A 20018-nucleotide genomic window follows, 5' to 3' on the forward strand; every position below is an offset into this window, starting at 1 on the left:
CGAAGCCACGTCGTCGGTCGGGCCGATGGCCCGCCGGCCGCACATGTCGTTCGGGCGCTTAGCGTCGCTAAGCGTCTCGACGATCATGTGGTGGGCGATGACGGGCTCGAACCGCCGACATCCTCCGTGTAAGGGAGGCGCTCTACCAACTGAGCTAATCGCCCTCGCAGCAAGCCTATACAAGGCTGGCGCGCCATTGCCAGCGCCGCGCGCCAGCCCTAGGCGGTTCAGCCGAATGACAGCGTCTGTGCGGCACGGCGCGCGCTTTGCGGGTGGAGCTTCGACGAATGCGATTAATGTGGGCGGCAATGGCACTGGTGGCCTTGGCTGGAACGGCGGAAGCCAAGAAGAAGCCGGCGGCTCCGGTCGTCCCCGCGAGTGCGGTCACGCCGCCCGCCACGCCCGATAATCTGTGGCATCTGACGCTGTCGACCGGCGGCGATGTCGTGATCCAGCTGCGCCCGGACAAGGCGCCCAACCATGTCGCGCGGATCAAGATGCTGACTCGCGCGGGGTTTTACGACGGGCTGAAATTCCATCGCGTGATCGAAGGGTTCATGGCGCAGACCGGCGATCCCAAGGGGACTGGCGAGGGCGGATCGTCGCTCCCCGATCTGAAGGCCGAGTTCAACGACCTGCCGCATGTGCGCGGCGCGGCGGCGATGGCGCGCGCGCAGTCGAACGACAGCGCCAACAGCCAGTTCTTCGTCGTGTTGCTGCCGGTGATGCGCCTCGACGGCAAATACACCGTGTTCGGACGCGTGACGCAGGGCATGAACTTCGTCGATGCGGTGGCGCGGGGCGAACCGCCTGCCAACCCTTCGACCATCGTCCGGACATGGATCGAAGCGGATGGTGCCAATGCCCCGCGCATTCCACTGCCCGTTGTGGCGCCCGCAGCGGCCGCGGCGACACCTGCGCCGGCCGATCCGGTACCGGCGCCCGCACCCGCAAAGTAAGTGCGCACCGAGCTTTTCGACTTCCATTTGCCCGACGACCGGATCGCGCTTCGCCCGGCGAACCCGCGCGATGCCGCGCGGTTGCTGGTGGTCGGCGACGGGTTGACGGACGCGGTCGTCAGCGATTTGCCCGACCTGCTCCGCGCGGGTGATTGCCTGGTGTTCAACGATACGCGCGTCATTCCCGCCCAGCTCGAAGGCACGCGCGGAAATGCGCGGATCGGCGCGACCTTGCACAAGCGCGAAGGGCCGCGCGACTGGCGCGCCTTCATTCGCAACGCCAAACGGTTGCACGACGGGGACATTGTCGATTTCGGCAATGCGGTTTTCGCCACCGCGTCCGCGCGCGGCGAGGATGGCAGCTGGGTGTTGAGCTTTGCCGGCGGCGAGCCGGTCGAACTGCTGCTGGAGCGCGCCGGGCGGATGCCGTTGCCGCCCTATATCGCCGGCAAACGGCCGACCGACGCGCGCGACGCGGTGGATTACCAGACGATGTTCGCGACCGAGCCCGGCGCGGTCGCGGCGCCGACCGCCGCGCTGCATTTTACGCCCGAACTCATGGCACGGTTCGCGGCGGCGGGGATCGCGCACGAGACGCTGACATTGCATGTCGGGGCGGGGACGTTCCTGCCGGTCAAGGTCGATGATACGATCGAGCACCGGATGCACGCCGAATGGGGTCGGATGGACGCCGCCACCGCCACGCGACTTAACGCCGTCCGCGCCAGGGGCGGGCGGGTGATTGCGGTCGGTACGACGTCGCTGCGTTTGCTCGAAAGCGCGGCGGGCGACAGCGGGATTCAGGCGTTCGAAGGCGACACCGCGATTTTCATCACGCCGGGTTATGGGTTCAAAGCGATCGACGGGCTGATCACCAATTTCCATCTGCCCAAAAGCACGCTGTTCATGCTGGTCTCGGCGCTGATGGGGCTGGAGCGGATGCAGGCGGCCTATGCGCACGCGATTGGCGACAAATACCGGTTTTATTCCTACGGAGACGCATCCTTGCTTTTGCCGTGATGACCCGGAGGAACGATGACCGCTTTTGATGTCCTGATTGTCGGCGCGGGCCATGGCGGAGCGCAGGCGGCGATAGCGCTGCGCCAGGCGAAATTTTCCGGGACCATCGGCATCGTCGGCGAGGAGCCAGAACTTCCGTATGAGCGGCCGCCGCTGTCGAAGGATTATCTGGCGGGCGAAAAGCCGTTCGAGCGACTGTTGATCCGGCCCGCGGCGTTTTGGGCCGAGCGGGACATCGTGTTTTTGACGGACAAGCGCGTCGAAACGGTTCGTTCGGAGGCGCATGAGGTCGCGTTGTCGGACGGGCAGACCGTCCAATACGGCAAGCTGATCTGGGCAGCGGGGGGCGCGCCGCGTCGCCTGTCATGCGACGGGCATGACGCGAGCGGGGTGCACACGGTGCGCACACGCGGCGATGTCGACCGGATGATGGCGGAGCTGGCCACGGTCGAGCATGCGGTGGTCGTCGGCGGCGGCTATATCGGGCTCGAGGCGGCGGCGGTGCTGGTCAAGCTGGGCAAGCGCGTCACGTTGCTCGAGGCGCTCGACCGGATCCTCGCGCGGGTGGCCGGCGAGCCGCTGTCGCGGTTCTACGAGGCCGAGCATCGCGCGCACGGCGTCGATGTCCGGTTGGGCGTGTCGGTCGATCATATCGAGGTCGCGAATGGCCGCGCCGCCGGGGTTCATTTGGCGGATGGCGAGCCGTTGGGCTGCGACATGGTCATCGTCGGCATCGGCATCATCCCGGCGATCGAGCCGCTGCGCGCGGCGGGTGCGGCATGTTCGAACGGGGTCGATGTCGATGCCTTGTGCCGGACCAGCCTGCCCGACGTGTTCGCGATCGGCGACTGTGCGGCGCATGCCAATGATTTCGCGCGGGGGGCGGTCATCCGCCTCGAATCGGTGCAGAATGCCAACGACCAGGCGAACACCGTCGCCAAGCTGATCGCGAACGGTGAAGCGGTACCGTATCACGCGGTGCCGTGGTTCTGGTCGAACCAATATGATCTGCGGTTGCAGACGGTCGGCCTGTCGTCGGGATATGACGCGACCGTGATCCGCGGCGATCCCGCATCGCGCAGCTGGTCGTTGATCTATTTGCGCGAAGGACGCGTTATCGCGCTCGACTGTGTGAACAGCGTAAAGGATTATGTTCAGGGCAAGGCGTTGGTGGTGACCGGCGCAGTGATCGCGCAGGACAGATTGGCCGATGCCGATGTGCCGTTGAAAACGCTGGCTTAGGTCCGGGCCGCGCAACGTTTCGCGGGACCCGGACCTCACCCTAATCCTGATCCGCATTTCCCGCGCCGTGGCCGGTGGTGAGGGCAACGCCGGTGCTCCGTCCGCCATTGGCGCCTTCCCACCAATAGGGTTGCCGCTTGAATGTCCCCGTCGCGACTTCGTTGAGCGTGGCCGCATCGTAGAGGCGTCCGCCGAGCATCACCTGATGCACCTTTTCGGTGTTGCGGATGTTCGTCGTCGGATCGGCATCGAGCACCACCAGATCGGCGAGCTTGCCGACCTCCAGCGAACCGATATCCTTGATGTAACCGAGCGAGGTCGCGGGCATGATCGTCGCGGCGCGAAGGGCCTCGATGGGCGACCAGCCGCCGCGCACGAAGCTCCACATTTCCCAATGTGCGCCGAGCCCGGGTTGCTGGCCATGCGCGCCGATCGACACCTGCACGCCTTTGTCCATCAGCTTCTTGGCCTCGCGCGCGCTGGCGGCGTCGACATAGTCTTCTTCGGGCGCGAGTTCGCGCCGCGCGTTCTGGGCGGCGAGCGCGGCGGGCGGGGCATGCCGGATCAGCAGCGGCTGGCGCCACACGTCGGTATGCGCGCGCCAATAGGGATCGCCCGCCGGTCCGGCATAGGTGACAACCAGAGTCGGCGTGTAATTGGTTTTGGTCTGTGTCCAGAATTGCACCAGGTCGGCATAGAAATGCTCGAGCGGGATATTGTGTTCGAGCGTCGAATTGCCGTCCTGCACCAACGTCACATCCATCGTGAACAGCGAACCGCCTTCGGGTACGACCTCCATGTCTTCGGCCTGCGCTGCGGCCACGACCATCTGGCGCTGTTCGCGGCGCGGCTGGTTGTAGTTCTTGACGCTGTGCGCGCCCTGCGACTTCAACCGCCGCACGTCGGCGAGCGCGTCGTCATAGCTGTTGATCTCGGCATAGACGCCCGCCGCCTTGGCACCGTAAATGATCTCACCCGTCGAGAAAGTGCGCGGTTGGAGGCGCATGCCCGCGCGCTGCATCTCCGCCGCCGGGAAGATTTCCTGCGAGCTGGCCGACGGATCGTGCACGGTCGTGGTGCCGAAGGCGAGATTGGCCATCGCGTTCCAGTTCTGCTCCGGGATCAAGCCGTCTTCGCCCTGCGATCCGTGCGCATGCGCATCGATCAGGCCGGGGATGATCGTCTTGCCGGCGACATCGACGGTGACTGCACCGGCGGGGATCGTGACGCTGCTGCGGGGTCCGACCGCGACGATGCGTTCGCCGCGGATCAGGATCGTCGCGTCGTCTACGATGCCGCCATCAGGACGGCTCATCGTCACGACGCGTGCGCCGGTCAGCGCCACCGTGCCGGTCGGTTTCGAGGCAGGCACATTCATCGACAGTGACACACCGGTGCGCGGGGTGATGAATTTCGGCGCATTTTCTCCGATTGGTCCGGCGGCGAACAAGGCGGCCGTGTCCGCCGAATAAAGCGTTGGCCCCATGCTCCAGTGGATGCGCTTGCCGCCATCAGACCAGTTGATGAAATCGGCGCCTTCGGCGCTGACCTGTGTCACTGGCAGCGGGCCACCCTTTTTATCGGCATCGACCGCCTGTTTGCCGGGCATCAGTGGCATGACGAAAGCCTGATAATTCTGGCGGAACGCCACGTAATCGCCCGTGGGCGAAATCTGGTAATCGTTGACCAATTCGCCGGTGGCGTGAACGCGCTGTGCTTCGCCATTAAGGTCGGTGCTGACCAACTGGCGCTTGCCCTTGTCATTGGTCAGCAGGAACACGCGGTCGTTGCTCGCGCCGAATTGCGGTTCGGCGGCATCTTTGGCGATCCGCACCGGTGCGCCGCCAGCAGCCGCAACGCGGTAAGCGCCCGAGCCCGGATTGCCGCGCGATGCGGTCAGCCCGCCACCCTCACTCTGTTCGAAAGCGATGGTCCGCGCGTCGGGGGAGAAGCGCGGACGGGCATAATGTCCGGCGACCGATGTGACGGTGCGGGGCGCGCCGCCGCCCGCGCCGACGATTTTGATCTGGCCGAGGCCCGCATCGGTCCAGCCGACAAACACGATCTGACGCCCGTCTCGCGACCAGCTCGGCCATAATTCCATTTCGGCGCCGCGGGTCAGGCGATGCGCTTCGCCGCCCGTCGCCGGCTTGATCCACAACCGGCCCAGCGTTTCGAACACGATCTGACGGCCATCGGGCGAGACGCTGGCCCAGCGCGGCATCTTGGTCTGGATGCGGTCGGGCGAAACCTCGACGACCGGGTGGGTGGCGTCGATCACGACGCGCGTATCGGCGACGTGGAACGGAATTTCGGTCGCGCCGCTGCCGTCCGCGCCGACGCGGCGCAATTTGCCGCCCGCCCAGAACACCAAGCCCTTATCGTCGGCGGTCCACGCCATGTTCGGGTACAGGCCGGTGATCGCCCAGGTTTCCTGAACATCGCGGTCGAGCGCTTCGTAGATTACGCGCTCGACACCCGTGGCGAAATCCTTGACCCATAATTTGGTCTGGTTGTTCTCGCGGCGGACGAACGCGATGCGCTTGCCGTCGCGGCTCGGCGTCGGGCGGACCGAACCGCCGACACCGCTCACCGCGGTTTCGACCTCGCCGCTGGCGATGTCGTAACGTTCGATGTCGAACAGATCGGTGCGCGAATTCTGCGCGTATTCGAAGATCGGCCCGGGCGTGACGTTGCGCGTGTAATAGATGCTCCTGCCGTCGGCGGCATAGATTGGTTCGCCGAGTTCCTTTTGCAGCTGTTCGCTGGCCCGCTTGACCAATTGCACGCCGCCGCCGCCCGAGACGTGGTAGATCCACACTTCGCCGGTGCCGAGGCTGCGCCCCGTGGTGAAATGCTTCTTGGCGACGATGAAGCGTCCATCGGGGCTCCACGACGGCTGATTGAGGAGGCGGAAATCTTCCTTGGTGACCTGGCGCTTGTCGCTGCCATCGACGTTCATCACCCAGATATTGTCGCCGCCGCCGCGATCCGATGTGAAGGCGATCCGTCGTCCGTCGGGCGAGAAGCGCGGCTGGTGCTCATAGGCCAGACCTTCGGCGATGCGCGTCGGCGTGCCGCCGGTGATGGGCATGGTGTAGATGTCGCCGAGCATGTCGAACGCGATCGTCCGCCCGTCGGGTGACGCATCGACGTTCATCCAGCTGCCTTCGGTGACGTCGATGCCGATCATGTGCGTGCGCATGCCCGGAGGCGCGTTGACGTCCCACTTGGCCGGCTTGGCGCTGGCAGCGGGCGCCGGCATGGCGTTTGCCGATGGCGCGGGCGTTGCGGGTGGCGCGGCGGGGGGCAGGACTGCCGCTGCATCGTCGGGCCTGGTTGCCTGATTTTCGGGTGCCTGCGTTTCCTGGACTGGCTTGTCGCCGGCGGGTGCCGTCGCTTGCGCGCTCAACTGGGCGGCGCACAGGCAAAGCGCGATAGCGGTGGTGGCGCGATAGGTCATGACGGGCTCCCTTTCCGACGCGTTTAGCCGATGCGTTGGGCGGGTCACTCTCGAAATCGGCATGTCGGTCGCCGCACACGGTGCAAGAACGTTACCGGCGACGCCTCCGGTAGACGGGCGCGACCACGTCCGCCGCGGCCAGTTGGTGCCAGCGATCGAGGCGGTCCGGCGTCAACGTCCCGGCGGCAATAGCGGCCTGAACCGCGCAGCCGGGCTCACTGTGATGCGCGCAGTTGGAAAAGCGACACTCCTGCGCGACCTGAATAAAGTCGTCGAACACCTCCGCAATGCCGCTTCCCGCGTCGGACAGTTGCAACTCGCGCATGCCGGGAGTGTCGAGCAGCCAGCCGCCTTGATCGAGCCGGTGCATTTCGCGCACGGTGGTCGTGTGACGGCCGGTATCGTCGCTGGCGCGGATCGCCTGAGTGGCGATGCTGTCCGACCCGCGCAACGTGTTGACCAACGTCGATTTACCGACGCCCGAAGAGCCGAGCAGCGCAACGGTTTTACCCTTGCCGCAATAGACCGCGAGACCGACGGCACTGGCGGGATCGCGACCATTGATCGTTTCGACACGCAATCCGGGCTCGATCGCGCGCGCCGCCGCCGCGAACTGTTGCGGCGTGTCGGTCAGGTCGGTCTTGGTGAGCACCACCACCGGCGTCACCCCCACTTCGCGCGCCAAAACCAGATAGCGCTCAAGCCGTGCGCTGCTGAAATCCTGGTTGCAGGACGCGACAATGAACAGCGTGTCGACGTTGGCGGCGATCATCTGATCCTTGCGCGGATCGCCGGGTGCGCGCCGTTTGAACAGGTTCATCCTTTGCAGAACGCGGGTCGGCTGAAGCGTCATGTTATCGACCATCAGCCAGTCGCCCACCGTGGGATGATCGTCCGACGGCAACGCGCCGGGAATATGGGGGGAGATCGAATGCTGGACCCCCGCGCCAGTCACGGCGATCTTGCCACGATGGACGGCCATGACCCGGACAGGATGGCTGTGCTGCAATTCCTCATCCGTCACCTGCGCTTTGAAGAAAGCGGTCCAGCCCAGATCATCCAAGGTTTCGTCAATCATCGTCATATCTGGGGCGGCAAGGGCTTTCTTCGCGACCGGGCTAGCAGTTTTACGCGTCAGGCACATCGGCGCGTGGTCCGAACTCCCCGCGAGATGCCATGCTGGACAATCGCGACTGACCGGCTCCAGGCAGCCGGCCCATATCCGCACAGTTCGAGCAATCCACCGCCCGTAAACACTATCGCGCGCCGGTCCATCGGCCGACGCCAGGATCGAAACGGCCGATCACGCCGCGATGCTGATCGGTATACCAGATCGTGCCGTCTCGCGCCGCCGCGATGCCATAGGGATGCCCGGGCCGGGGGATGCGATAAGCGGTCGCCGTACCATCCGCCGCGATCCGCAGGATGCGGTTGCCGTAACCCTCATTCATGTACATCGCCCCATCGGGAGCCGCGGCGATGCAGGTCGGCAGCGACCCGGGCGCGCCGACGGCATATTCGGTCATGACGCCAGCCATCGTCACACGACCGGCGCGCTCGCCAAGTTCCTCGGCGAACCACATGGCTCCATCGTGTCCAGCCGCGATGCAGCCGAACGACGCGTTCGCCGTCGGCACGCGAAATTCGGTGACCACGCCCTGTGGCGTTATCCGGCCGATCGCGTTGGCGTGCGGCGCGGCTTCGGTGAACCACATATTGCCGTCGGGGCCGGCGGCGATCATCCGTGGCATCGCCGCGCGGGTCGGGATCGCGTACGACAGCATCGCCCCTGCGCTATCGACCCGCCACACCCGGTTGCTGCGGATCTCGGTGAACCACATCTTGCCATCACGCCCGGCCGCGATCCCGACCGGCTGGGCGCCGCGAACGGGAATGACGAACTCGCTGATTTGCCCCGCAGGCGTGATGCGCCCGACGCGCCCTCCGTCGAATTCGAGAAACCACAAATTGCCGTCGGGGCCCGCGGCGATCGAATAAGGGGCGCTGTTCGCGGTTGGCAGGGCAAATTCACTGATGCCGCCGCCCGCCGTGATCCTGCCGATGCGCGCGGCCGCCATTTCGGTAAACCACAGGGCACCATCAGGCCCCGCCGTGATGAATGTCGGTCGCGCGGCGCGCGAGGGCAGCACGAACTCCGTGAAGCGGCGATCGTAACGCAGGCGCGTCTGCACGAACCAGGCGAGCGTCGCCAAAAGGCACAGCGCCACCAACGCGATGATCCAGCGCTGCCGTTGTCGTCGCCCCATGTCGTTGTGATAGTGGCGGGCAACGGTGCCGGATATGGCTTTTTCAGACTTGGCGGCGATGGGACTATCGGGACAATAATCTATGGCTAGCCGGGTTCAGCGGCGAGTTTGGCGTCGCCGCTTTGCAGATCGTGGTCGCTGAAATTTATCGGCAAGCGCGGCAGAAAGGTCGCATCGCCTGACGGCAAGACGACTTTTTCGAGCTGCCCGGATGCGACAAGATGGGGATCGGCGAACAGGTCTTCGGGCCGCGCAATCGGCGCAAAGGGAATTCCGGTGCCGTCGAGCTTCGCAACGATCTCCTGTCGCGTATAGCCGGCGACCAGCGCCCGAATTCGGGGTAAAAGCTGGTCACGCCGCGCCACCCGATCGTTATTGGTGCGGAGCGACAGATCGTTCCACAAATCGTCGAGGCCGAACAGCGCACAAAAGTCCGCCCACAGCTTGTCGCTGACGACGCCGATAAAGACCGGTTCGTCTTTGGTCGCGAAGACATCGTAAATCGCCCAAGCGGATATACGCGCCGGCATGGGTGCTGCAGCCTGTCCGGTGACGGCCATTTGCGCCATGTGCTGGCCGACCAGATAGACCGTGGTTTCGAACAGTGCCGCCGACACTTTCTGGCCTTTGCCGCTGCGATGACGATCTTCGACCGCAGCGAGAACGGCGATCACCCCGAACATGCCGCCGGACACGTCGATGACGCTTGCCCCGGCGCGCAGCGGCTGGCCCGGCGGGCCGGTCATGTAAGCGAGCCCGCCCATCATCTGCGCCACTTCGTCGAGCGCGGTGCGATTTTCGTACGGGCCGGGCAGGAACCCCTTGAGCGAGCAATAGATCAGGCGCGGATTGGCGGCAGCGAGCGCATCGTATCCCAGCCCGAGCCGGTCGAGCGCGCCAGGACGGAAATTCTCGATGACGATGTCGGCATCCGCGGTCAGCGCCTTGGCTTCGGCCACGCCGCCGGGGGACTTCAGATCGAGAAACAGGCTCGATTTGTGGCGGTTGTACATCGGGAAATAGCCCGCGCCCGACCCGATCAACCGCCGCGTGGGGTCGCCGCCTTTAGGCTCGACGCGTGTCACCTCGGCGCCCAATGCGGCGAGGATCGCACCCGCCGCCGGACCCATGACCATATGGGTGAATTCGACGACTTTGAGATTGGCCAGCGGTCCGGTCATCACCCGACCCTGTCCGCGAGCCCCAGCGGCAGTCCGGCATCGGGCGTGAAGCCATAGAGCGGCTCTCCGGGCAGCGCTTCGGCCACGATCTCTCGCACCTTCATCAGCGCGTCGAGCTCGATTCCCGTATCGTAACCCATCGCGTGCAGCATGAACGCCAGATCCTCGGTAACGATGTTGCCCGACGCGCCCGGCGCGAACGGACAACCGCCCAGCCCGCCCAGCGACGCATCGAGCGTCGTGATGCCCTCGTCCAGACCCGCCAAGGCGTTGGCCAGACCCAGTCCGCGGGTGTTGTGGAGATGCAGCGTGGTCAGCGCATCGCCGACCGCGTCCCTTACCTTCCTCACCAGCCGCCTGACCTGCGCCGGATCGGCATAGCCGGTTGTGTCGCTCAGGCTGAATTCGCGCACACCCGCTTCATAGGCGGCGGCGGCGAGGCGAACCACTTGTTCCTCGGGGATCGCGCCTTCCAGCGTGCAGCCGAAAGCGGTGGACAGGCCGACCGCGAAGTGCACGCCAGCGTCATGCGCCATCGCCGCGACCTTGGCGATTTCGGCGAGCATCTCCGTGTGTGATTTGCGCACATTGTTCAGGCTGTGCGTTTCGGACATCGAAAACGGGATCGACATGCCGTGGACCCCGGCAGCGACCGCGCGTGCGGCGCCCTTGGCATTGGGCACCAAGGCGACGACGTTGAGGCCCGGCAGCGTCTTGGCAAAGGCAACGATTTCTGCGGTGTCGGCCATTTGCGGCAGAAGCGACGGTGGCACGAAGCTGCCGACTTCGATTTCGCGCACGCCGGCGGCAGCCTCCGCTGCGATCCAGCGCTTTTTCGCTTCGGTCGGCATGACACGATCGATCGATTGCAGTCCGTCGCGCGGACCGACTTCGGAGATCAGGATCATGACGCGTGCTCCAGATAGACCCATGGTCGCGCCATGCGGTCGCGCTGAGTCCATGATGTGATGGCCGCTTGATGCTTGAGCGTCAGGTCGATCGCTTCCAACCCTTCGAGCAGCATCGTTTTGGACTCGGCGTCGATCTCGAACGGCCAATCCTGGCCGACCGCGCCGACGTTTTGTGCGGAGAGGTCGATGGTCGCTTCTTGCCCGGCGACTTCAGCAATCGCCGCCGCATCCAGCGCCACGGGCAGCAGGCCGTTGCGGACACAATTGTTACGAAAGATCGGTGCAAAACTTTCGGCAATCACTGCGCGGATGCCCCATCCGGCTAGCGCCCACACCGCATGTTCGCGGCTCGACCCGCAGCCGAAATTGGCCCCGGTGACGAGAATCCGGGCATCGGCAAATTCGGGGCGATTGAGCACGAATTCGGGATGCGGCTGACGGCCTTGTTGATAACGCCAGGGCGCGAACAGGCCGTCGGCGAGGCCGGTACGCCCTGTCGACTTCATCTCACGCGACGGGATAATCGTGTCGGTGTCGATATTGTCGCGGAGCAGCGGCGCAGCGAGCGAGGTCAGGCGCGTGAACGGCGTCATCCGGCGATTTTTCGCGGATCGGCGATGGCCCCGGCGATGGCGCTGGCGGCGACGGTTGCGGGACTGGCGATATGCGTGCGGATGCCCGGCCCCTGACGCCCCTCAAAATTCCGGTTGGTGGAGGAGATCACGCGGCTGCCGGGCGCAAAACCTTCGCCGCCGGCATAGAAACACAGCGAACAGCCGCTGTCGCGCCATTCGAAACCGGCGCGGGTGAAGATCTTGTCGAGCCCCTCGGCTTCGGCGGCACGCTTGACGGCGCGACTGCCGGGCACGGCCAAGGCGACAACACCCGCTGCGATATGTTTGCCGTCGAGAATGGTTGCAGCGGCGCGCAGATCGGACAGGCGCGCATTGGTGCAGCTGCCGAGAAACGCCGCAGCGATTGGCGTATGCTCGATCCGGTCGCCCGGCGTCAGGCCGACATAATCGTGTGCACGCCCCGGTCCGTGTGGCACGATCGCATCGATCGGGATGCTGTGTTCGGGGCTGGTGCCCCAGCTGACCATCGGTGCGATGCCGTTGGCGTCGATGACGATCTCGGTGTCGAACTGCGCATCGGCGTCGCTGTATAAATCCGACCAGTCGGGCAGCGGATCGGGCGCGTAACGTCTCCCCGCGAGATAGTCGCATGCCACAGTGTCAGGCGCCATGATCGCGCCGACTGCGGCGAATTCGGTCGCCATGTTGCACAGGGTCATGCGCGCTTCCATGTCGAGCGCCGACACCGCCTCGCCGGCGAACTCGACGACATGGCCCGATCCGCCGCCCGCACCGTGCTTGGTGAGCAGAAAAAGCGCCATGTCCTTGGCGGTGACCCCGGGCTGCAGCGCGCCGGTGAAGGTGATCCGCATTGTACGCGGCCGCTGTATCCGGAGCGTGCCGGTGACCATAGCATGCTCGGCTTCGCTGCTGCCGATGCCCCACGCGAACGCCCCGAACGCGCCCTGCGTACAGGTGTGGCTGTCGGGCGCGACCAGCGTCAGGCCGGGCAGCACGATGCCGAGTTCGGGCGAAATGACATGCGTAATGCCCTGATCGGGGTCATCGACGTCGAACAAGGTGATGCCTGCCGTCTCTGCCGCAGCCCGCGTTTCGGTGATGAACGCGCTGCCGCCCGGGACTTCGGTCGCGTCGCCCGAACGGTCTCGCGTCGAGACGATATGGTCCATCACCGCAAACACGCGCGCCGGGTCGGCGACGCTGCGCCCTGCCGCCGCCATCGACTTGAGTGCCGCCGCCCCGGTGCGTTCGTGAAGGAACACCCGATCAATGGCGAGCAGCGCCGCGCCGTCGCCCAGATCGGCGACGACGTGCGCATCCCAGATCTTGGCGAACAGGGTTTTAGCCAGTTTGTCCCTCCAGCGACCGCCAGTCGCGCGTCACGAACTTTTCCTGAATAGCCGTGCGCGTCTCCAGCATCCCGTTGCGAATCCAGTGCCAGGTGCGACAGCGATTATGACCGTCGTCGGCAATCTGGATCTGTTCATAGAGATATAGCGAGGGATCGCCCTGTCGCTGCCAATACAGCATTACCGTACGGTTATATTCGTCGAGCGGCACTTCGGCGGCCCAACCCTTGATCAGATCATTGTCCCACCACACGCGCTTGTCGCGATATTCGGCGGGAAATTCGCGGACCTCGGTGCGCCCGTCGGCCCAGGTGTAATAATTGGTCTGGTGATAGAGATGCGGGCCACTGTCCGGAAAGCGGCAGAACAAGCGCGATTTGTGCTCGTCGATCTTCTCATTCGCAGCGTTGAAATAGGTGTAGATGCCGTCCCACACGCCTTCGTGCCGCGCGAGCAGTGGCATGTCCTCGCGAATTCCCATGGTCAGCATCCTCCCTGTTGTCTGGCAATATGAAAGGCTTTCGCCGCGTGTGCCCGCAGAATGGATAGAGTGTCGCGGGCCAGCGCGTCGGGGTCGAGTGTCGCGGCATCGATCGGGCGCTCATGTCGTGCATTAGCGGCATACCACGGATCGAACAGTGCGCGGGCGCGGGCGATACCCCACGCACGCGCCAGATGACTGCCAAAGCGGTCGGGGGTGAAATCGGGATAGAGCTTGTCCGGACCGCCTCTGGGTAACGGTTCGAGCGTGACCGGTCGGTCAAGCGCATCGATTACCGCTTGCCACGGTGCCCATGTCTCAGGCGCGGTACCCGGCCAATCGTCCGACAGTCCAAAGCCTGGCAAATCGACATGCGCGCCCCGCCAGTGCAACTGGCCGTCAAAGTCAGTGGTGGTGACGGTCACAAACCCTTCGTCCTCCGCTTGTGCGAGGACGGGACACGATCCCTGCGCCAGTTCGGCGAGGAAGGCTAAGCTGGCCGCTTGCTGGTCCGCCGGGGTCGCGACCTTGCGCGCGAGCCAGGACGCCGGGAGCAGGCCCAGTCGATCGATATGCGCCTGCAGCGGATCGCCATCATAAGCGGTGATCAAAACCGGCGGCGTCACGCTGTCGGGTGTTGGGACATCGCGCGGCGCGCTGAGCACGGCACCATAGCCGGCGCGATAAGCATCTCCCGCCGCGAGCATGTCCATCACCGTGTCGTTCACCTTCACCGGATCGTCATGAGCCCCGCTCAACCGCGTCGCATCGCGCACGTCAAACCACGGAAAGACCCAGCTCTGTTCGAGGATGCGGTTCCACAGCCAGGTCAAATGCTCGCCATAAGCGGTGGGCTGGAATGGCGGCAGATAGGATTCGGCGAACACCCGCATTTCATCGTCCGTCCAAACCGCATAGCCGCCGACTGCAAGACCGTGGAACCGGTCGGGGTGCCGCTTCAGCGCCGCGACCAGGATGATCCCGCCCGAATGGAAGCCGTAGGCGGCGACCTTGTCGAGACCCAGCGCGTCGAGGGTCGCGACCAAGGCATCGGCGAAATCGTCGATATCGGGGGTGCCGGGCAGCGCATCGGATTGTCCGAACCCCGGAGTATCGAGCGCAAGGCAGGTGAACTGCGTGCCCCATTGGCGCATCAACGGCGCATATTCGGCCGAGGAGCGCGGGCTTTGATGAATCATGATCAGCGGCGGTCCGTCGCCACAGCGCCGGTAATGGACGCGGCGGGTGCCGACATCGACGAAATGGCGTGTAATCTGCATACCGCTAATTTGTCCGGACAAATTCATCTCGACAACCCCAAATCGTCGCGGCACAGTCACAATATGCTTGGAACCCGCATGATCGCCGATGACCGCACGGCACGCCAGATTTTCGACGACACGATGGCCAATCCCGCGCGCGCCAAATTCGGCATGGGCGAAAAGCTGGCGATCGTGAACGTCGATTTCCAGCGGGCTTATACCGACATCCATGCCTTCAAGACGGCTTACGAAACCGACCCGCGTCAGATCGAGCATGTCAACACGATCAGCCGCCTCGCTCGTGCCAAGGGCATGCCGGTCATCTGGACGCATGTCGGCTATATGGCGGGTGGCGAGGATGCCGGCGTGTGGGGGACGCGGACGAACACGCCCGACAGCCTGCAAAATATTCAAATCGGCTCCGAGCGCTGGGATTTCGACCCGCGCTGCGAGATCGATAAGACGCAGGATGCGATCTACACCAAACGCATGCCGTCGGCGTTCTTCGAGACGCCGCTGGCGTCGTGGCTGGTGTGGCACAAGGTCGACACGGTGATCGTCACCGGCGGCAGCACATCGGGCTGCGTTCGGGCGACGGCAATCGACAGCGTGAGTCACGGTTACCGCACGATCGTCCCGATCGAATGTGTCGCCGACAAGCATGAGAGCTATCATTTCGCGAACCTGACCGATCTTCAGTTGAAATATGCGGATGTCGAGCCGGTCCAAGTGGTGATCGACTGGATGGAGGCCCGGTGAAATCCGACCCGGACCTGTATGCTTTCTCGCCTTATCGCGACCGGCCACGGATCACCTGGCCCGGCGGCAAACAAGTCGCGGTGTGGGTCGCGCCCAACCTCGAATATTACGAGATTGATCCGCCCGCGCACCCGCGGCGCAAGGCGTGGACCAAACCGCATCCCGATGTCGTCGGCTATAGCCACCGCGATCACAGCAACCGCGTGTCGCACTGGCGCATGGCCGACGTGATGACGCGCCACGGCTTTCCGGGTTCGGTCAGCCTGTCGGTCGCGCTGTGCCAGCATCACCCGGCTGTCGTCGCCGATGGCGTCGCGCGAGGCTGGGAGTATTTCAGCCATGGCATCTATAACACCCGCTACGCGTACGACATGTCCGAAGCGCAGGAACGCGCGATCATCGAGGATTCGATCCGCACCGTCCGTGATGCGACCGACCAGAAGATCCGCGGCTGGCTCGCACCCGCGCTGACGCACACCGAAAATACCCTCAATCTGATCGCCGAATACGGCTTGGATTACACCTGCGACCTGTATCACGACGATCAGCCGACGCGCATCGCCACGAAGTCCGGCGACCTGATTTCGATGCCGTACAGTCTCGAGGTGAACGACCATTACGGTTTCTTCGTCTATAATATGAGCCCGCGCGATTATGCCGACACGCTGGTGCGCCAGTTCCGCCGGCTGGCGGACGAGGGCGGCACGGTGATGTGTATTCCGCTGCACGCCTATCTGATCGGCCAGCCGCATCGCATCGGCCCGTTTGCCGAGGCGCTCCATGAAATAGCCGCGGACGGACGGGCGTGGGCGACGACTGCGGGCGAGATCGCCGATGCATGGAGGGCCCAACAATGACGCGCGCAATGGCAAGTCGCACGATCATCTTCGGGATCGTCTTTTGGTTTTTGGCGGCGCAGTTCGTCCACTTTTTCCCGCAATTGTTCGATCGAGGGTGGCAGCAGATGGCGGTCTATGCGGCCGTCATTCCATTGAGCTGGGCAAGTGTGCCGTTGGCACTGGCCATCGCGCGCGCTCCAAAGCTGCTGGCCGTCGAAATCGTTGCGATCGGCACGGCGGCGGCAGCGCTGTTCGACGGGATCGCCATCGCCTGGGCGCCGCACCTCTACGCAGGCCTGTCCAATATGACGCAGATGGGCGCGGCGATGATTCTGTGGGGCGTCGGCTGGCTGCTGGTCTTTGCGCTGTGGGCCAAGGCGCGCGGATGACGCTCGACGCCGCCTATCTCGACTATCCACGCCGGCGCGAAGGCTATGATCACGACCTTTATCCTTGGTCGGCGCTCAAAGACCGCGCGCCGGTGTATTGGCCTGGCGGCGCGGCGGTGGCGGTATGGCTGTGCGTCAGTCTGGAATATTTCCCGCTGACACCCGTCGACACGCCGTTCCGGGCACCGGGGCATATGCAGACGCCCTATCCCGACTACCGCCATTACACTGCGCGCGAATACGGCACGCGGATCGGCTTTTACCGGTTGCTCGATGCATTCGCGAAGGCGGGTATCCGCGCGAGCATCGCTTGCAACAGCGCGATTGCCGAGCGTTACCCACAAATCATCGCCGACATTGTGGCCGGTGGTCACGAGATCATCGCGCATTCGACCGACATGAACGGCACCATCGCCAGCGGGATGCCGGAAGCGGACGAATGCGCTCTGATCGCAACGTCGCTCGACACCCTTGAACGCATCGGCGGCAAACGCCCGCGGGGCTGGCTGTCGATCGCGCGCAGCGAAAGCTGGAACACGCCGCGCCTGCTTTGCGAAGCGGGCGTCGATTACACGTGCGACTGGGTCAATGACGAGCTGCCCTATCGCTTCACCAACGGCCTGATCGACCTGCCGCTCAATCACGAATTGAGCGACCGCCAGATCGTCGCCACGCAGCAGCAATCGGCAGACAGTTATGCGCAGTCGATCAATGACGCGTTCGACTGGTTGAACGGCGAGGCGGCGCGTGAGCGCGGTGGACGGATGCTGCCACTGCATGTGACGCCATACATCATGGGCCTGCCGTACCGCATCGGCGCGCTCGAAACGCTGCTCGCCGATCTGAAAGCAAAGGGTGCCTGGTTCGCGACGGGCGCGGAGGTCGTCGACGCGTGGGAGGCGCAGCAATGAAGGTGCGCAACCCGCGCACCGGGGCGCTGGATTACGAGATCGCGCCGCTCGGCGATGGTGCGCTGCGCGCTGTCGAACAGGACTTGCGCGGACGGCAGCGCGCTTGGGCAGCACTGCCGTTTCAACAGCGCGCCGGTGTGCTCGAGGCATTTGCATCAGCAATCGAGGCGCAGGCAACGGCTATCGCGGGAGCACTCGAAATCGATACCGGGCGCCGTGCCATCAGTCGGATCGAAGTCACCGCGAGCATCGCCGCCATCCGCCGCTGGGCCGGGCGCGCGGAGGGTGTCGTGACCGGCGCGTATCCCGCCGCGGCGGCGACCAGTGTGCCCGGCATCACGGCCCGCACGCGGTTGATCCCCTATCCGTTGGTCGGGGTGATCAGTCCGTGGAATTTCCCGCTGACGCTGGCGCTGATCGACGCGATCCCCGCGCTGGCTGCGGGATGTGCGGTGATCGTCAAGCCGAGCGAGGTGACCCCGCGGTTCATCGCTCCGTTGATCGCGGCGATCCCCGCCGAACTGCCGTTGGCGGTGATCGAGGGGGACGGCAAAACCGGCGAAGCGTTGGTTCCGCTGGTCAACTATATCGCCTTTACCGGCAGCGTAACGACGGGGCGCAAGGTCGCGGCGGCGGCGGCGCACGCCATGATTCCGGCGAGCCTCGAACTGGGCGGCAAGGACGCGATGATCGTCCTCGCCAGCGCCGATCCGGTTCGCGCCGCTGAGGTCGCGCTGCGCGCGTCGATCGTCAATTCGGGTCAAGCGTGCCAGTCGATCGAGCGAGTCTATGTCGCGCGCGCGATTGCCGAAGCGTTCCTGACCGCGTTGACCGAGCAAGCGGCGGCGGTGCGGCTTAATGATGTGGACATCGGTCAAGGCGACATCGGCCCATTCATCTTCGAACAACAGGCCACGATCGTCCAGGCGCAACTGGACGACGCGCTGGCGCAAGGAGCAACAATTCACACAGGTGGGCGTGTCGAAACGCTGGGCGGTGGCCTGTATTTGCGGCCGACTGTGGTCAGCGGCGTGACGCCCGACATGGCGTTGATGCGCGAGGAAACGTTCGGGCCGGTGGTGCCGGTGACGCTGTTCGGTACTATCGACGAGGCGGTTGAACTGGCCAATTCCGGCGACTTCGGTCTGTCTGCAGCAGTGCTGGCGGGAACGGCGGAGGAGGCCGAGGCGGTCGGCGAACGACTTTGCGCCGGCGGCATCTCGATCAACGACGGGTCGCTCACCGCCTTTGTTTGGGAGGCTGAGAAATCGAGTTTTGGAACGTCGGGGCTCGGTGCCAGCCGGATGGGTGACAGCGGCATCCTGCGCTTCTTCCGGCGGCAGGCGATCATTCGCCAGACCGACCGTCCGCTGCCGATCGCCGCTTATGCCGAGGATGCCCCACGATGACCAGTTTTGCCGACGCCATGCCCGAAATGCTGCGCCACGAAGGCGAGTGGGAGGGCGTGTACCGTCATGTCGATCGCGATTTCACGCTGATCGATGAACACGGTATGTGGACGCGCTGCGAGTTCCCGCGCGTCGGGCCTTATGCCTATATCCAGCACAACCGGCTGACGTGGGCCGATGGGCGAACCGAGGAACGGTCGTTCCCCGGCATCTATCGCGACGGTCTGTTGTGGTGGGACACGGACCGATTTTCGGGCTTTGGCTGGGAAATGCATGGCGTCGTCATGCTGCATCTCGACCGCAAGGATGTGCCCGACGCGCATTTCACCGAAATGATCGAGCTGTCGGCGGACGGCAACAGCCGGTCGCGGACCTGGCAATGGTTTCAGGACGGATTGCCCGTACGCCGGACCCTGTGTGACGAATGGAGGACCTCCTGATGTTTAGCCTCCTGATCGGACTGGCCGCCGCCACTGCGTCACCCGGGGTGACCAAACCAACCGAGCGTGTGCCAACCGACGTGCGGCGCGTCACGTTAATCGTGCGCGACATGGAACGCTCGCTAAAGCTGTATCGAGACGTGGTCGGCCTCAAGGTCAATTACGACACGGTGGTCACGACTTCGGGCGTCGCGCTGCCCGCTGGCAAACCGGGTGCCAAGGCGCGGCTCGTGCTGCTCAATTCGAATGACCCGTTCGTCGGCTGGGTCGGGCTGATGCAATGGGTCGATACGCCGCTCGACGGGCCGGCCGATTATCCCAAACGCATGACGTTCGGCGGAACGGTGATCGTGATGAATACCGACGATGTCGAAGGGCGTTGTGCCGCGGCGGCGAAGGTCCCCGGCGTGACCATGACCGCGCAGCCGCGGATGCAGGAATATCCCGGACGCAACGGCGCGCCGCCGATTCATGTGAAGGGCTGCAACTTCTTCGATCCCGACGGTATACTGATAGAGATGAACCAGTTGCTGAAGTGAG

At 64.7% G+C, this 20018-nt stretch carries 19 protein-coding genes and 1 tRNA gene; 10 read left to right on the forward strand and 10 right to left on the reverse strand.

Translation table 11 applies throughout. From position 1 onward, the window contains the following. Positions 1-88: 88 nt before the first annotated feature. Positions 89-164: transfer RNA gene (locus tag ACM9ME_RS07620), tRNA-Val, on the reverse strand. A gap of 144 nt (positions 165-308) precedes the next feature. On the opposite strand from ACM9ME_RS07620, the gene ACM9ME_RS07625 reads away from it, so the two are divergent. The 3 genes from ACM9ME_RS07625 to ACM9ME_RS07635 are packed head-to-tail and all read left to right on the forward strand — an operon-like array spanning position 309 to position 3221. Then, the gene (locus ACM9ME_RS07625) at positions 309-959 is read left to right on the forward strand and encodes a peptidylprolyl isomerase (RefSeq protein WP_415642855.1); all 651 of its coding nucleotides are present in this window, start codon (positions 309-311) and stop codon (positions 957-959) included. Next, on the forward strand, positions 960-1979 hold the full coding sequence (queA, locus tag ACM9ME_RS07630; RefSeq protein WP_415642856.1) for a tRNA preQ1(34) S-adenosylmethionine ribosyltransferase-isomerase QueA: 1020 nt from the start codon (positions 960-962) through the stop codon (positions 1977-1979). It begins immediately after the preceding gene. A gap of 15 nt (positions 1980-1994) precedes the next feature. Next, positions 1995-3221 carry an NAD(P)/FAD-dependent oxidoreductase gene (locus ACM9ME_RS07635; RefSeq protein WP_415642857.1) on the forward strand — a complete coding sequence of 409 codons (1227 nt, stop codon included), beginning with the start codon at positions 1995-1997 and terminating at the stop codon, positions 3219-3221. 40 nt (positions 3222-3261) lie between these two features. Here the strand turns inward: ACM9ME_RS07635 and ACM9ME_RS07640 are convergent, their stop codons facing one another. From ACM9ME_RS07640 to ACM9ME_RS07680, 9 genes are all read right to left on the reverse strand, one after another. Beyond that, the gene (locus ACM9ME_RS07640; protein ID WP_415642858.1) at positions 3262-6684 is read right to left on the reverse strand and encodes an amidohydrolase family protein; all 3423 of its coding nucleotides are present in this window, start codon (positions 6682-6684) and stop codon (positions 3262-3264) included. A gap of 91 nt (positions 6685-6775) precedes the next feature. Next, a complete protein-coding gene (gene rsgA / locus ACM9ME_RS07645) occupies positions 6776-7762 on the reverse strand; it encodes a ribosome small subunit-dependent GTPase A (protein WP_415642859.1) in 987 nt (328 codons plus the stop codon). A gap of 178 nt (positions 7763-7940) precedes the next feature. Next, complete coding sequence (locus ACM9ME_RS07650) at positions 7941-8951, reverse strand: Vgb family protein (RefSeq protein ID WP_415642860.1); 1011 nt, start codon at positions 8949-8951, stop codon at positions 7941-7943. An 86-nt stretch (positions 8952-9037) separates the two neighbouring features. Next, on the reverse strand, positions 9038-10132 hold the full coding sequence (locus ACM9ME_RS07655) for a CaiB/BaiF CoA transferase family protein (protein WP_415642861.1): 1095 nt from the start codon (positions 10130-10132) through the stop codon (positions 9038-9040). Further along, positions 10132-11040 (reverse strand): hydroxymethylglutaryl-CoA lyase, encoded by a 909-nt coding sequence (locus ACM9ME_RS07660; protein ID WP_415642862.1) that lies wholly within the window; start codon positions 11038-11040, stop codon positions 10132-10134. The genes ACM9ME_RS07655 and ACM9ME_RS07660 overlap by 1 nt, the downstream gene beginning before the upstream one ends. Next, positions 11037-11636, reverse strand: coding sequence for a 3-isopropylmalate dehydratase small subunit (gene leuD / locus ACM9ME_RS07665; RefSeq protein ID WP_415642863.1), 600 nt, complete (start codon positions 11634-11636; stop codon positions 11037-11039). Before leuD ends, ACM9ME_RS07660 begins: the two co-directional genes overlap by 4 nt. Then, on the reverse strand, positions 11633-12988 hold the full coding sequence (locus ACM9ME_RS07670) for a 3-isopropylmalate dehydratase large subunit (RefSeq protein WP_415642927.1): 1356 nt from the start codon (positions 12986-12988) through the stop codon (positions 11633-11635). Before ACM9ME_RS07670 ends, leuD begins: the two co-directional genes overlap by 4 nt. After that, the gene (locus tag ACM9ME_RS07675; protein ID WP_415642864.1) at positions 12981-13469 is read right to left on the reverse strand and encodes a DUF3598 domain-containing protein; all 489 of its coding nucleotides are present in this window, start codon (positions 13467-13469) and stop codon (positions 12981-12983) included. Before ACM9ME_RS07675 ends, ACM9ME_RS07670 begins: the two co-directional genes overlap by 8 nt. A gap of 2 nt (positions 13470-13471) precedes the next feature. After that, positions 13472-14749 carry an alpha/beta hydrolase gene (locus ACM9ME_RS07680; protein ID WP_415642865.1) on the reverse strand — a complete coding sequence of 426 codons (1278 nt, stop codon included), beginning with the start codon at positions 14747-14749 and terminating at the stop codon, positions 13472-13474. Between the two features lie 78 nt (positions 14750-14827). On the opposite strand from ACM9ME_RS07680, the gene ACM9ME_RS07685 reads away from it, so the two are divergent. From ACM9ME_RS07685 to ACM9ME_RS07715, 7 genes are read left to right on the forward strand one after another with little or no spacing between them, the layout of a single operon-like run. Continuing rightward, complete coding sequence (locus tag ACM9ME_RS07685; RefSeq protein ID WP_415642866.1) at positions 14828-15490, forward strand: isochorismatase family protein; 663 nt, start codon at positions 14828-14830, stop codon at positions 15488-15490. Then, on the forward strand, positions 15487-16347 hold the full coding sequence (locus ACM9ME_RS07690; protein WP_415642867.1) for a polysaccharide deacetylase family protein: 861 nt from the start codon (positions 15487-15489) through the stop codon (positions 16345-16347). The genes ACM9ME_RS07685 and ACM9ME_RS07690 overlap by 4 nt, the downstream gene beginning before the upstream one ends. Positions 16348-16355: 8 nt before the next feature. After that, positions 16356-16718: a hypothetical protein gene (locus ACM9ME_RS07695; protein WP_415642868.1), complete on the forward strand. Its 363-nt coding sequence runs from the start codon at positions 16356-16358 to the stop codon at positions 16716-16718. Continuing rightward, positions 16715-17629 (forward strand): polysaccharide deacetylase family protein, encoded by a 915-nt coding sequence (locus ACM9ME_RS07700; RefSeq protein ID WP_415642869.1) that lies wholly within the window; start codon positions 16715-16717, stop codon positions 17627-17629. The genes ACM9ME_RS07695 and ACM9ME_RS07700 overlap by 4 nt, the downstream gene beginning before the upstream one ends. Next, positions 17626-19038 carry an aldehyde dehydrogenase family protein gene (locus ACM9ME_RS07705; RefSeq protein WP_415642870.1) on the forward strand — a complete coding sequence of 471 codons (1413 nt, stop codon included), beginning with the start codon at positions 17626-17628 and terminating at the stop codon, positions 19036-19038. Before ACM9ME_RS07700 ends, ACM9ME_RS07705 begins: the two co-directional genes overlap by 4 nt. Next, positions 19035-19478: a hypothetical protein gene (locus ACM9ME_RS07710; protein ID WP_415642871.1), complete on the forward strand. Its 444-nt coding sequence runs from the start codon at positions 19035-19037 to the stop codon at positions 19476-19478. The genes ACM9ME_RS07705 and ACM9ME_RS07710 overlap by 4 nt, the downstream gene beginning before the upstream one ends. Continuing rightward, positions 19478-20017 (forward strand): VOC family protein, encoded by a 540-nt coding sequence (locus tag ACM9ME_RS07715; protein WP_415642872.1) that lies wholly within the window; start codon positions 19478-19480, stop codon positions 20015-20017. The genes ACM9ME_RS07710 and ACM9ME_RS07715 overlap by 1 nt, the downstream gene beginning before the upstream one ends. The last annotated feature ends 1 nt before the right edge of the window (position 20018 follow it).

The organism is Sphingomonas antarctica (assembly GCF_965137005.1).
Taxonomy (GTDB): domain Bacteria; phylum Pseudomonadota; class Alphaproteobacteria; order Sphingomonadales; family Sphingomonadaceae; genus Sphingomonas_O; species Sphingomonas_O antarctica.

Coding starts and splice junctions, on each gene's coding strand:
- ACM9ME_RS07625 (WP_415642855.1), top strand. CDS start 309: ATGGCACTGGTGGCCTTGGCTGGAACGGCGGAAGCCAAGAAGAAGCCG.
- ACM9ME_RS07635 (WP_415642857.1), top strand. CDS start 1,995: ATGACCGCTTTTGATGTCCTGATTGTCGGCGCGGGCCATGGCGGAGCG.
- ACM9ME_RS07640 (WP_415642858.1), bottom strand. CDS start 6,684: ATGACCTATCGCGCCACCACCGCTATCGCGCTTTGCCTGTGCGCCGCC.
- rsgA (WP_415642859.1), bottom strand. CDS start 7,762: ATGATTGACGAAACCTTGGATGATCTGGGCTGGACCGCTTTCTTCAAA.
- ACM9ME_RS07650 (WP_415642860.1), bottom strand. CDS start 8,951: ATGGGGCGACGACAACGGCAGCGCTGGATCATCGCGTTGGTGGCGCTG.
- ACM9ME_RS07655 (WP_415642861.1), bottom strand. CDS start 10,132: ATGACCGGACCGCTGGCCAATCTCAAAGTCGTCGAATTCACCCATATG.
- ACM9ME_RS07660 (WP_415642862.1), bottom strand. CDS start 11,040: ATGATCCTGATCTCCGAAGTCGGTCCGCGCGACGGACTGCAATCGATC.
- leuD (WP_415642863.1), bottom strand. CDS start 11,636: ATGACGCCGTTCACGCGCCTGACCTCGCTCGCTGCGCCGCTGCTCCGC.
- ACM9ME_RS07675 (WP_415642864.1), bottom strand. CDS start 13,469: ATGGGAATTCGCGAGGACATGCCACTGCTCGCGCGGCACGAAGGCGTG.
- ACM9ME_RS07680 (WP_415642865.1), bottom strand. CDS start 14,749: ATGCAGATTACACGCCATTTCGTCGATGTCGGCACCCGCCGCGTCCAT.
- ACM9ME_RS07685 (WP_415642866.1), top strand. CDS start 14,828: ATGATCGCCGATGACCGCACGGCACGCCAGATTTTCGACGACACGATG.
- ACM9ME_RS07695 (WP_415642868.1), top strand. CDS start 16,356: ATGGCAAGTCGCACGATCATCTTCGGGATCGTCTTTTGGTTTTTGGCG.
- ACM9ME_RS07700 (WP_415642869.1), top strand. CDS start 16,715: ATGACGCTCGACGCCGCCTATCTCGACTATCCACGCCGGCGCGAAGGC.
- ACM9ME_RS07705 (WP_415642870.1), top strand. CDS start 17,626: ATGAAGGTGCGCAACCCGCGCACCGGGGCGCTGGATTACGAGATCGCG.
- ACM9ME_RS07710 (WP_415642871.1), top strand. CDS start 19,035: ATGACCAGTTTTGCCGACGCCATGCCCGAAATGCTGCGCCACGAAGGC.
- ACM9ME_RS07715 (WP_415642872.1), top strand. CDS start 19,478: ATGTTTAGCCTCCTGATCGGACTGGCCGCCGCCACTGCGTCACCCGGG.